Raw genomic sequence first — 13,197 nt, 5'->3', positions numbered from 1 at the left:
CTTTCCACTTCTGCTTTGCATTGGCTTAAAAGGGAATAACCATTTCTTTACCAATGCGTTTTGAATTGAAAAGACTGAGGGACTCTGAACTGGCCAAATACTTAATGCAATTGGTATAAATGAGAACAACAATCGATTTAGTTGGAGAATATTTTGGAATTTCTGTACGAGTACGGCCTGTTTTTGGCTAAAGCAGTGACGATAGTTGTGTCTATTTTAGCTGTGGTGATTGTGGTGCTGGCATCATCAATGAAGCACAAAGCTGAAAAAGGTGAGCTGAAAATTACTAATATCAGTGATGACTTAAAAACATTGAAGCATGATCTCAAAGAAGAGCTGCTGTCTAAGAAGGCGTTTAAAGCCTATGAGAAAAAAGTAAAAGCTGACGAGAAAGAAAAAGACAAGGCGCAAAAAGACAACAAAGAGCCTGAAGCCGATCCTAAAGTATTCGTGGTCGATTTTAAAGGCAGTATCGATGCCGGAGAAGTGGCGTCTTTACGCGAAGAGATAAGCGCGATTTTGACTATTGCAGACAAAGGCGATGAAGTCATTGTTAATGTGGAAAGTGGCGGCGGTATGGTCCATGGTTACGGTTTGGCATCAAGCCAGCTTGATCGATTAAGAAAAGCCGAAATCCCATTATCAATCTGTGTCGATAAAGTGGCTGCTAGTGGCGGTTACATGATGGCTTGTGTGGCTAATAAGGTGTACGCAGCGCCGTTTGCTATTGTCGGTTCTATTGGGGTTGTAGCCCAAGTGCCTAACTTTAATCGTTTGCTTAAAAAGCATGATATTGATTATGAGCAACATACCGCAGGCGACTTCAAACGCACTTTGACTATCTTTGGTGAGAATACGGATGAAGGTCGGGAAAAGTTCCAGAAAGAGCTTGAAGAGACACATGTGTTGTTTAAAGCGTTCATTTCTAAGTACAGACCAGAACTTGATATTGCTAAAGTGGCTACCGGTGAGCATTGGTATGGTCAGCAAGCCATTGAGCTTGGCTTGATTGATGAAGTGGCTACCAGTGATGATGTGATCCTAAAGCTTGCTAACGAGCGCACAGTCGTTAAAGTGAGTTACCAGCTTAAGAAGAAACTGTCAGATAAGATTGCTCATGGTGCTTCTTTGTCTTTCAATGCAATTTTTAATAAATTTGCAGAAAAGAACCAACCGCTAAAATAGTTGGTTAGATATCAGTAAAAGCCTGCATCTGCAGGCTTTTTTGTATCTAAATTTAAATATAGGCTATTAATTAACATCCAAATCCGCTAAAAATGTAGTTATAAATGTACTAATTTAGCGGAGCAAAATGCATAAAGCTTGCAGCTACAAACCACACCTGATGGTTGGCGATCAGTCTTACCCTGCTTATGAATTGAGAAACCTACTAAGTTACTTAAAGAAACAGTTCGGTATAGAGGCAGTAGAGAAGCTGTGCCAAGAGATAGGTGTTGGTGAAAATGAATTAGCACTTAGCCAATTCGTCTATGTGTGGCAAGTCGATTATGCTATGACCTTCCTGCAGCATTTAAGTCAAGACCCTGAAGTGGGTGCCAAGGCCGCTAGTGAGTATCAAGTCACTGACTTAGGTTTTTTATTGGGCTATCTAACAAGCTATAAAACCTTAGGAGAGTGCCTTGAGTTTGTTATCGCCCATCCAGAACTCGTTGGTAGTTTTTCGGACACGCTTATACGTAATGAAGAGGGATTACTTAAGGTTAGATGGCTTAATACTAACAAGCTCGATATTAATAAATACAGTTGTCAGTTTCAGCACAGCATTGCCTCTTTGATGACCTTTGCGCGACAGTTAACGGGTGGCGAGGTGAACGTCAAACAGATCGCCTTAGCTGAACCTAAACGCAGTGCCAATTTTTTAGCCTCATGCACAGGCGCGTCAGTTAGTTTTGATGCGGAATTTTTTGAATGGTCTATTGAGCATCAGTTGTTGAGCCTACCCATTACTTTCTCTTTTGCTGCAGCGGAGCCCGGTATTACTGTCGACTCTAGTCATTCTTACATTTCAGAACTTCTCGCTGAGCTAAGAGAAAGTGCACCAGAATTACCGAGTATGGATGCGGTAGCATTAACGCAAAATATCAGTAGTCGCACATTAAGACGTCGGTTGTCTAACGCTGGTACGAGTTATCAAAAGCTGGTCGACCAAGTTCGTTGTCAAATGGCGATAGAACTTATTTTGTCGAATGAACACTCGATTGAATCAATATCAGATTATATGGGATTTGGTGATGTTAGCCATTTCAGGCAAAGCTTTAAACATTGGATTGGCCATCCACCCGGCCATTTTCACCGTCTTAATCGAGGTAAAGATAAAGCAAGCGGCTCACTGAATTGATTCCATTGAACCGCTTTACTAGGATCTGTTGTTTATTATAAGTGTTGGCAATTTCCCCAGTCAGCTGGCATGGCATCTATCCACTGCTTAATCACTTCTACGGCTTCAGTGTGCACTATTGCTCGACCAAGTGGCGGCATTCTGTCTTTTGCTTGATTGAGCTCTTGACGATAGACCGTGATGGAGTGTTCACCGTCACCTGGAATGATGTCATAAGATAAGCCTTTAGCGCCACCATCCCAACCCGGAGGCTGTTTACAGATCCCATACTGATAGCTGCTATGATCAATATAAAAGCCAAGACGTAATCCCGAGATGCTGGCAAACCCATCTGCGTTATGGCAATGAGCACAGTTAATATCCAGATAGCCTTTGGCTCGAGATGTTAATGAAGCGCTTTGATCGTTTATCTCTGCCGTTTTTCCCACTTCACTGAGATCTGGTAAGTCATTTAACAAACTGAGCTGTTGCCAAAGCTGCAGCTGATTGATGCTTTGACCTTGATAATTAATATCACGATTAAGCAGATGGGCTTTTATACCTATGGGCCTGATAAAAGCAGTTTGATTGTCACTGCCGAGAGTTGATTGGTGGCATATTTTACACTCAGCTCGACTAGGGACATGATAATCGAATACCTCTTCCACACCTTGATGATTCAAGCTGTGAGGCACGTCTAAACCTGCTTGCTGCAGTGTTGCTTCTGCGCCATCCCAAACATAAGGTAGGGTCGTCCAGCCAGCTTGTCGATGTATGAGCAGTCGAGTTTCTATTTGTACTTCATTGTTGGTGCCGCTGACTTGAGTATCGAAAGGTAAGGAGAACGTTTTCACTAGTACGGTGCCTACAGGCATCTCAAAGGTAGCGGTTGGGTGGTAGTTGATTTGTTTGCCTTGAGGCAGGAAAATAAAGCGGTGTTTGTTGGCGTAATTTGAAAATAACTGTGTCGATAGCTGGTAAGCCATTCCAGGTGTGACTGGATCTGATGTTGGCACACTCGGGTCTACAAATAGTCCATATTGAGAAAGGCTTTGGCAGTCCTCAGTCATTAAGGCATCCCAGTTAACTTCGGTTGTCGTGTTGTCACATACTGACACTGGAGCCTCTGTTACTGGTACATCTGGCGTTGTGGGTGTTTGTTCAACAACTTGCTCAGTTGAATTGTCTGAGCCACCGCACGCGCTTAACGACAAGATTAAAATGAATATTGCTATTTTATCCATAAGCTACCCAATCAATTTACTTGATAATACTCACACGAAAAAATTGCTGAATTAATAGTAAAAAAAAGGCCGGGATTAACCGGCCTTTTTATGTCTACCAATTTAGTTTGAGCAAGATGCGCTTGGTAGACGTTTAATCCACTCATTGATTAGCGCAACACCTTCAGCGTGCGAGAGACTACGACCAATCTCAGGCATTCTGTCTCCTGGATTGTTGGTTTCCATACGGAAATGTAAGATAGACTCTTCAGGGCTTCCTGGAACAACATCAAAGCCTAGAGAACCACCACCATAAGCGACAGGTGACTTACAAGTACCGTGTGATAACCCTGCATCTTCTGCATATGCTCTCCAGTATTCCAGCTTTAAGCCAGTATTAGAGGCATTACCTTCAGGGCGATGACAATGAGCACAGTTAATGTCTAAGTAACCTTTAGCTGTTTTCATCAATGCATCATCACTAAGGCTAGTGACATTCACTTCATCACCATCATTGTATGCTGGAACAGTATCGATGGTGGCAACATCAGGTACGCCTTGTAAAATGCCTGCGGCTTGCCACTTCAATAACTGGTTCATGCTGCCATCGGCATAGGCATAATCTTTGTTAAGTAAGCGTGCTTTTGGCCCAATAGGGACAAACTTAGCCGGACTATCAGCGTCAGCTTTAAACTGGTGACACTGTTTACACTGATTCATGCTTGGTACCACATAATCAAAGTCCAACGACTCGCCGTTATGCATGACTTTCTTGCCTTGAATTGCGCCAGCTTTTGCAAGTACAGCATCTGCTTTTTCAGCGTTCCACACATAAGGCAGTGCAGTCCAACCGGTTTCGCGGTGGATCAATAAACGAGTTTCTACTAAATCTTCGTTGTCCAATCCTCGCTTGCTCGTATCAGCAGGTAGGGCAAAGGTCTTAACTAATACAGTACCCACAGGGAAGTCGAGTGACTCCATTGCTGAGTAATCCGCTTTTTCACCCTCAGGCACAAATACGTAACGATACTTGGTTGAATAATCGGTAAACAGCGGTGTATTTAGGTCATAAGGTAAACCACCAGAGTTTGGCGCGTCAGCTGGATTTTTAGCATCTGCAAATAGGTTGTAGTCCGACAGGTTAGGGCAGTTAGCCTTCAGTAGCGCATCCCAAGAGGCATTACTACCTTCAGCTTTACAGAGGGTTAAGTCGCCATCACCAACAAGACCACCTTCGTCTTCGCCTATGCTACCGCCGCCGCCAATAAGGTTTCCGCCATCACAGCCCTCAGTTTCATCGTCTACACCACAACCGAAGATCTGTTCACCAAAGGTGACGGTATGTACAGGTAAACTCACCTGAGCACAGTTCATTAGCTTGTCTTGAGTCTTCTCATAGAGGACTTCAGGGATTGATATATCGGTATTTTCATTTGCGTATAGACGACCAAAAGAGACATCACCGTTGTCGCTAGCACAAACATTATCGCTGCCGTCAGCGGCAAATGGCATCTCCTGTAATCCAAGGTATGCAGCGGTACCATTATTAGACAGCATCTCACCTAAGCCGTCGTACAGTACGCCTGGAAAAGCGCCGTGAGTGAACAGGTAAGCCTTAATGATGTCATCAATTAGGTAACCATTTGGCTTTTGCCCGTACCCAGTGATGACGTTATCGTGGATATAGATATTACGCGGTGTGGGTCGCCAGCCATCTTCAATCGGTTGGCCTGGTTGGCCATAGTTTCCGACAAAGGCGTTCATATCAGGTTCTGCAATAAAGAAACTTGAAATGGTGATACCCATGGTATCGTGGTTGGTGACTTCGTTATTAAATATTTCAACATCATCAGTTGAAAGAATAATCATACCTGTACCCGGTGGCACGATATGAACGCCAGCAGGGTTGGCGGATGCATTGGCAAAGTTTTTGGTATTGTTATCATAAACTTTGTTATTAAAAATTCTTACGCTTGAGCCGTATCTATGGTTGTTGATGGGGAGATCGAACACCAAAATACCGCCAGTATTGCCCATGGCTTCGTTATCGTATACGTCAGCATATTTTGAGTTTTCTATCTCAATACCGGCAACGTTCTCTTTGGCTATGTTACGTCTAACCACAATGTACTGAGACTGCCCGACATAAATACCCGCATCGGCACTACCACGCACATAGGTGTCTTCAATGAGAATGTTTTCACACTCAACAGGGTAGAGGCCGTAAGCGCCGTTATCTTCGTCTAGTTCACCTTCCCAAATGGTCGCCAAACGACGCAAGATAATACCGTTAGTGTTTTTAAGCTTGATGCCGTTGTTCTTGGCTTCATTGACGGATAGATCCTGAATAATGATATTGACGGCGTTTTGTACAAAGATGCCATCGCCAGAGTTAGCTTTGGAAAAGTCGAGTACAGTTTCATTTTGGCCATAACCCATAATGGTTATGTTTTTAGCAAAGCTGCCATCGCCGTCTACATCGCCATCAAACAGCAGCGTCGATTCAATTTCAAATGTGCCTTTTGGCAGTACGATAACATCGTTACTTTGGGCGTTAATAAGCGCTTCTTGGATGCGAATAGTGAGGTTCTCACCATCTTCTATCATTATCGCACCGTCAGGAAAGGAAGGCCCTTCTGGCTCAGGAACCACGACCGGTGGTGTTTCTATTTGTACCGGGTCGTCATCGTCAGAAGAACAAGCCCCCAAGCTTATTGCGACTGCAGTGGCGATTAGTGATGGCATTAACCATGAAGGTTTCTTGTTGAGCATAGCGTCTCCAGAATTATTTTTATTATGCGCCTCTTAGATTGCACTGACGTACCAGATAAGCAATGTGAAATCCGGACAACAAGTTTGCAACATTGTGTTATCAAATGCTTTTTAAACCATAATTAAACGTAAAGTGTGTTGTTAGCTATTGAAAATCATTATGAAGAGCTTGCAATTCAAACGACTGTATTATTTCTGTACTGATAAAGCTTTCGCTAAATTATTTTACCGTGCAGAATATTGTTAAAATAATACAGAAACAGAGGTTTATGAAAACGAAGCTAACAAATGACAATTAAGCAGGGGCTATAAACCGGAGAGAAGCAAAATATACAGCTTTGATAAAAAGCTGGAGTTATCGTGACCCAACTTTTTTTATCGATAACTCTTAAGCAGGGTTTTACAATGGCGAGATGATGTTGGATGTCGTTATCTCTGTATGTCGCGCACAGTGATAGCTGGTTTAGCTATCGAGTATGTTTTGTAAAAACATTAAAGGTCGATACCAAAGCCAATAATAAACTGATAGTCATTGAGTTCGGGAGTTAGGCCGTTAGCGTCTGGCTGAGGTTTATTGGTTCGGTCCCAAACGAATGACAGGTCAAGGTCGAACATATCTGTTAATTCTATCTCTAAGGTTGCAATAGCGTGATGGGTATAGCCGCCTGACGCCTCATTACCGTATTGCAGTCGATACAGTGCGTTAAAGTCTATGTCAGATGATATTTCGGTATCGTATAAGCTTTCAATGACCAATGTGGCGCTGCTATCACTTTGATCTTCATTAACTTCAACAGTATCGAATCGAGTTAACGTATAAGCGGGGCCGCCACTGACGCTCCACTCTGTTTTTGGGGTGTCGATAATATTATAACCAAGACCAGAACCTACGGTTATTCGGTAATCGGTATTTAAAAAGGGATCAATGTAGATTTCAGCAAATACTGGGCGAAGGTAAAACTGTTTAGAGATAAACCAGTCAAAGTTACTGTTGATACGATGGTTGTTGATATTATTTTCGCCATCAGTCTCTGAATAATTGCCGATATAATCTAGATTAAACCTTGATTGGGTTGTTCGGCGTTTTGTTTTAGCTATCGCACTATAATCTATTTGGTCGGTATTACCTTTACGAAAATTGGCGCCTAAGCTAATTTTACTGGACCAATAGTTAGCTTCAGTTTGTTCACCAGCAATGATGGTCATTATCTTCGAATTATCAAACTCTTCACCGTTAATGTAGGACTTTCCATCTTTGATTAATAGCCTGCCTGATTTAGTGCTGAGGTCAGTAAAGCCAATGCTAACAATGCTGCTACTTTGCAATATCTTCACGTCTTCCCAGTCGATAAACACACTATCAAGTTCGTCGCTATCAAATTCAAGTTTGTCATCATAGAGGTTAACAATCTCGCCCTTAAGTAGTTCCAAGGATGTCAGTTGCAGCCAGTCATACTGACTATCAACGGGAAGGGTTATCTGCTCGGGGGTAATTTGAGGCAAAGGCTCTGTCGCTAAAGCAGATGTATTTAAACAAAAAAGTGTAAAACTACCGATTGCTATTGCACCCAAATTGACTTTTTTGCTCATCGAGATCCCTTGCCGTTCATATATCCAAAAATATGACTGATTACAGATTACTATTTTGATAAATTAATAATTTACAAACTTGCTTTGGTCGCTTCAACTATTTTGTTGTTTTTTATGTCATTTAGCGTGGTTTTCTGTTGCTTGTTGTAACCATGGCTGCATAAATTCTGCGATTTGTGGTTGGGCTTTTGCATTTGGATGGATCCCATCTCTTTGCATCAACGTACTGTCAGTGACAATCAACTCCATAAAGAACGGCATTAAGGTAATATCATGCTCTGCAGCGAGTTCTTTATAAACGGTTGATATTTGAGAAGCATAGCGTGGGCCGTAGTTAGGCGGTACCATAATTTCACTCAGTAGCACTTTTATCTGTTTATCTTGGGCAAGCTCGATGATTTTTGTAAGATTATTTTTCAGCTGCTTAGGCGGAAAACCACGAAGACCATCGTTGCCACCGAGCTCAATTAACAGTACCTCTGGAGTGGCAGAGTCAAGCAGGGCGGGCAGTCTGCGTAATCCACCGGCAGAGGTTTCGCCACTAACAGAGCCATTGATGATGGTATGTTCCGGCATTTTATTGCGTAGAAGATGAACCCAGCCTTCATTTTCTGGCATGCCATAACTTGCACTTAGGCTGTCACCTAGGATTAATATAGGGGCAGCACTTAGCGGGAAACTGCTGAAAATAAATAATAAGACAAAACCGAGTCGTCGGTTTTTAAGGTCTAAGAAGGGTTTTATGTCTGAAAAAAGCGCCATAACAGTAAGCCACCTAGTTAAATCGGTTAATACTCAAGAGGGAGAACTGACTATCCTCAACGGCATTAATATGGATGTCAAGCAGGGAGAGAGTGTCGCGATACTTGGCCCCTCTGGTTCTGGTAAATCAACCTTACTTGGGTTGCTTGCAGCGCTTGACTCCCCGAGCCAAGGTTCTATTCTGCTCGACGGTGTGGCATTGGAAACTCTTAATGAGGAATCTAAAGCTGCACTTCGAAAGCAAAAAGTGAGTTTTATTTTCCAATCTTTCATGTTGGTCGATACCTTGAATGCACTTGAGAACGTCATGTTACCTGCAGAACTCGCAGGGATCGCCAATGCGAAAGAGAAATCTCAGGCGATGCTAGAGCGCGTTGGATTAAGTCATAGACTGAACCACTTTCCTAACCAATTATCAGGTGGAGAGCAGCAGCGTGTGGCAATTGCCCGAGCTTTCATCTGTGAACCGAAAGTACTGTTCGCTGATGAACCTACCGGGAATTTGGATTCAGCCAATAGTGATAAAATTGCTGACATGTTGTTTGAACTCAACCGAGAGAGTGACACCACGTTAGTGTTAGTGACTCACGACATGGTGCTAGCGAGCCGCTGCCAACGCCAGTTTGTTATGGACTCTGGTCATTTGAGCGAAAAGCAATCTGCTCCCGCAGCAGAGGTTGATGACAACGTTGCACAAGAGGCAAGTTCATGGAGCTAAGACTAGCATGGAGGCTATTTAAGCGGGAATTGTCTCAAGGTCAGTTACTGCTGATTATTTTGGCGATCACCTTAGCGGTGTTGTCGGTGACAGGTTTAGCATCTGTAAGCGAGCGCTTGCAGCTTGCTATCAACGGCCAAGCTTCAAAATTTATCGCTGCAGATAGAATTATAAACTCGCCGAAGAAAATTGATCCAGCAGTGCTTAGCATCGCGGATGACATAGGCTTGTCACGTGTAACCAGCATGCAGTTTAACTCTATGGTTTACGCCGGGGATGAATTTCAACTAGTCACCGTTAGAGCCGTTGAGCAGGGTTACCCACTGAAGGGGAACATCGAGCTAAGTACAGGTGTGGCAGAAGGGCTACCTAGTGCCGATAATATTTGGTTTGAAACTCGACTCGGTGGTTTGCTTGGTTATCCTAAGCACATTGAAATTGGTAACGCTAATTTTGGTTTATCAAAAGAGATAGTTCGCTTACCTGATGCGGGTTTTAATCCATTCGCATCTTCACCAGTGGTGCTGATGCGCATTGAAGATGTAGCTAAAACTCAAGTTATTCAACCTGGTAGCCGAGTCACTTATCTGTATCAGTTTAGCGGTGACAGCGCAAAACTTGACGCTTTTGAGCAGCAAGCTAAACCGTTACTCAACACCAGTCAGCGCTGGGTTGATGTGCAATCGGGTGATTCGCCTATTGCCAGTGCGGTAAAGCGGGCAGAGCGTTTTCTGTTGTTAGCGAGCTTACTGGGTATTGCTTTGGCCTGCGCCGCGATAGGTATCGCTGCGCAACGTTACTGCCAGCGTCATTATGATGTCGTGGCCATGCTCAAAACATTTGGCGCTTCAGCAAAACAGATCAGAGTGTTATTTGGTACGCATTTGCTGCTAGTCACTGCAGTGGGAGTGGTGCTTGGGCTCGTTGGTGGCTTTGGCTTAGACCGCGCGATTACCTCCTTTTTACCCGCTGAAATAGCGGCTTATAGCCCGCCCATAAGTCGTCCTATCTTACTGGGTATTGGTACCGGCTTTATTAGCGCCTTTATGTTTTCTGCTTATCCTCTAATGCGCTTACTGGCCATTCCTCCGCTCAGAGTATTGCAGGGACACCTTGAAGGTTTGCAGTTAGGTATGTGGCTACATCTGCTACTGAGCTTAACTGCGATGGCGATATTAGGGTATTTGTACTCTCAAAGCTTGGCGCTAACACTCACTGTGGTTGCTGCGGTTTTGTTGTTAGGCGTTTTGCTGAGTGTGTTAGGCTTCTTTATGATCCGCCTAGGCCATAGCGTTGGCATGAAGACCACGAATCCATTGCAACTCGCATTAGCTGGACTTCTACGCCGAGCGCGACAAAATGCTGTGCAATTGGTGGGCTTTAGTAGTGCGTTAGTGTTGTTATTGACCATTTTTGCGCTCAGGCAAGATATCTTAAACGAATGGCAAAAACAGCTACCAGAGAATGCTCCCAATTATTTTCTAGTTAACATCGCGCCAGATGAAACTGATGCTATTGCGGACTTTTTAAAGCCTCATGTAGAAGTGCCGCCGGTTATTTATCCGGTGATCAGAGGCCGCTTGACCGCAATTAATGATGAGATACTCATCTCATCAGAGCAGAAGAAAGCGGGTGAAGAGGGACGCGTTGGGATCTCTCGAGAGCTGAACTTAACTTATCGCGACAGTATGCCTGACAACAATGAACTGATATCAGGTAGCTTTAACCAAAATACCTATGATGTTTCAGTTGAATCAGGTGTTGCTGAGCGTTTAGATCTAGCTCTTGGTGATAGGCTCACTTACACCATCGATAATCAGTCATTAACGGTGAAAGTGGCTAGTATTCGTGCCGTTCATTGGGAAACACTGCAGCCGAATTTCTTTATGATTTTTACCAAAGAAGCTCTTGCTCCGTTTGCTTATACCTCTATGTCGAGTTTCCACCTAGAGGATGCTCAACGGTCAGTGATTTTGTCCTTAATTAAGCAATTCCCAACCGTATCAATTATTGATGTTGGTGCGATGGTGATGCAGCTGCGACAAATCATCGAACAGGTGTCGTTGTCGCTGACGTTGGTAATGGTGTTAGTGCTATTGGCGAGTGCATTAGTGATGATCGCGCAAACTGAAGCTGGAATGGCAAGTCGTCAACGAGAGCTGGCAGTACTAAGAACATTTGGCGCATCAGGTTGGCTACTTCGAGCTGCAACGGGTTTAGAGTTTGCATTACTCGGTACGATTGCAGGGGTATTGGCGGTTATTGTGGCTGAGTTTACGTTATACCTACTGAAGACTCAGGTATTTGAGCTTAATGTATATATGCATTGGCCGTGGTGGGCAATAGCGCCGTTGTGCGGTGGGTTTGTTGTGGCATCTCTGGGATTATGGCGTTGCCGTCAACTGCTCAATAAATCCTGTGGTGAGCTGCTAAAAGCGCATTAATCATTAGGGACGATTGACCTTTCGCGCTTAGTTTATGTTTGAGTTCAATGATTTTAGGGCAAGGCTTGAGTGATGATGCTTAGCTCGCTAAGTGAAAGCGCGTCAGGCAGTGATAAAAGCATTGAAACCAACCCGAAGGGTCGTGCTTCTTGGCTATTTTACTGCGTTGTAGACTATTTGTGGCGAATCACTCAACCGCATCGCCTCTGGCTTGTTGAAGTCGCCAATAAACAGCGGCAAAAACAATGGTGAAAGAACAATCACTCTAGTATGTGATGAAAAAAAGGGATGCCGCGAGTGCATCCCTTTTTCTTTTATTATTTGAAAATTTCGCTAAAAGCTTCATCAATATTTGCATAGTTAAATTCAAAACCATCAGCGAGTGCTTTTTGCGGCACAACATATTGCCCATCAATGAGTAGCGTCGACATCTCACCTAGTGCTAGCTTTAGCCCGAATGCTGGAGCTGGAATACAAGTTGGGCGTTTTAAGGCTGTGCCCATTGCATGAGTAAACTCCTTATTGCTTACCGGAGCAGGTGCGCAGCCGTTATAAATACCGCTACACTGCTTATTGTTAAGCATAAACTCAATCAAGCGGATGAGATCGGTTTGATGGATCCAGCTCATTCCCTGTTTACCGTTTGCAATCGGCCCCCCTAAACCGAGTTTAAATGCCGGTAGCATCTTAGCTAATGCGCCGCCGTGAGCGCCTAGTACCAGTCCGATACGTACAATACAAACGCGGGTTGAATCGCTTGCAGCATTTAGTGCTTCTTGTTCCCACTGTGAACATACTCTATGGGTAAACTCACTTTTACTTTGTTGGCTTAAATTGAAGTCTTCAGTGATATGCTGCTCGCCTTGACGACCATAAAAACCTACCGCAGACGCGCTAATAAAAGTACTAGGGGGATTATCACTGTCTTTAATAAGTGCAGAGATTTTGTGCGTGATCTGCCAACGGCTCTGACAAATGGCCTCTTTTTGGTCACTAGACCAACGTTTACCTGCAATGGGTTCGCCCGCTAAATTGATGACAGCATCAAAAATATCCAAGTTTGCTAGGTTGTCGAGATCCGCTAGATAACGGTGAGCTGCACCTAATTTAGCGGCAGCATTTTCAGGTGATCGAGTGAGCAGAGTCAGTTGATGATCAGGACTTAGCAAGTTAACTAATTGACTGCCAACAAATCCACTCGCGCCGGTAATTAATACATTCATAGGCTTTTGTTTTTTAGGAGGGTCTTACTAGAGTTTACGCCATTGACGCGAATAAAGATCTCTTCACTGTTAAAATTGTTTTAGATCTAACACCACTTTTGTTAGGGCCTGTTGATCTTTCATGGTT

Annotated in this window: 9 protein-coding genes; 4 read left to right on the top strand and 5 right to left on the bottom strand. The window is 43.7% G+C overall.

The annotated features are described in order from the left end of the window. Positions 1-153 precede the first annotated feature (153 nt). Both sohB and AB4238_RS02530 read left to right on the top strand, forming a co-directional pair. Positions 154-1,185, top strand: a complete 1,032-nt coding sequence (gene sohB / locus AB4238_RS02535; protein ID WP_372031026.1) for a protease SohB — start codon at positions 154-156, stop codon at positions 1,183-1,185. Positions 1,186-1,312: 127 nt separating this feature from the next. Beyond that, positions 1,313-2,359, top strand: a complete 1,047-nt coding sequence (locus tag AB4238_RS02530) for a helix-turn-helix domain-containing protein (protein WP_372031024.1) — start codon at positions 1,313-1,315, stop codon at positions 2,357-2,359. A 35-nt stretch (positions 2,360-2,394) separates the two neighbouring features. Here the strand turns inward: AB4238_RS02530 and AB4238_RS02525 are convergent, their stop codons facing one another. The 4 genes from AB4238_RS02525 to AB4238_RS02510 form a co-directional block, all read right to left on the bottom strand. Further along, positions 2,395-3,582, bottom strand: a complete 1,188-nt coding sequence (locus AB4238_RS02525; RefSeq protein ID WP_372031023.1) for an SO2930 family diheme c-type cytochrome — start codon at positions 3,580-3,582, stop codon at positions 2,395-2,397. 102 nt (positions 3,583-3,684) lie between these two features. Continuing rightward, positions 3,685-6,333, bottom strand: coding sequence for a parallel beta-helix domain-containing protein (locus AB4238_RS02520; protein ID WP_372031022.1), 2,649 nt, complete (start codon positions 6,331-6,333; stop codon positions 3,685-3,687). A gap of 492 nt (positions 6,334-6,825) precedes the next feature. Further along, positions 6,826-7,923 (bottom strand): YdiY family protein, encoded by a 1,098-nt coding sequence (locus AB4238_RS02515; protein WP_372031021.1) that lies wholly within the window; start codon positions 7,921-7,923, stop codon positions 6,826-6,828. Between the two features lie 117 nt (positions 7,924-8,040). Next, the gene (locus tag AB4238_RS02510) at positions 8,041-8,685 is read right to left on the bottom strand and encodes an arylesterase (RefSeq protein ID WP_372031020.1); all 645 of its coding nucleotides are present in this window, start codon (positions 8,683-8,685) and stop codon (positions 8,041-8,043) included. Between AB4238_RS02510 and AB4238_RS02505 the strand changes: the two genes are divergently transcribed. Then, positions 8,666-9,403, top strand: coding sequence for an ABC transporter ATP-binding protein (locus tag AB4238_RS02505; protein ID WP_372031019.1), 738 nt, complete (start codon positions 8,666-8,668; stop codon positions 9,401-9,403). The two genes, AB4238_RS02510 and AB4238_RS02505, sit on opposite strands and share 20 nt — an antisense overlap. Beyond that, the gene (locus tag AB4238_RS02500) at positions 9,394-11,847 is read left to right on the top strand and encodes an ABC transporter permease (RefSeq protein WP_372031018.1); all 2,454 of its coding nucleotides are present in this window, start codon (positions 9,394-9,396) and stop codon (positions 11,845-11,847) included. Before AB4238_RS02505 ends, AB4238_RS02500 begins: the two co-directional genes overlap by 10 nt. Positions 11,848-12,164: 317 nt before the next feature. Here the strand turns inward: AB4238_RS02500 and AB4238_RS02495 are convergent, their stop codons facing one another. Then, a complete protein-coding gene (locus tag AB4238_RS02495; RefSeq protein ID WP_372031016.1) occupies positions 12,165-13,070 on the bottom strand; it encodes a TIGR01777 family oxidoreductase in 906 nt (301 codons plus the stop codon). Positions 13,071-13,197 lie beyond the last annotated feature (127 nt).

The sequence above is a fragment of the Shewanella sp. 10N.286.45.A1 genome (assembly GCF_041470405.1).
Classification (GTDB): Bacteria; Pseudomonadota; Gammaproteobacteria; order Enterobacterales; family Shewanellaceae; genus Shewanella.
The sequence above is the reverse complement of the archived record's forward strand: the minus strand, read 5'-3'. Positions and strand labels throughout refer to the sequence as shown.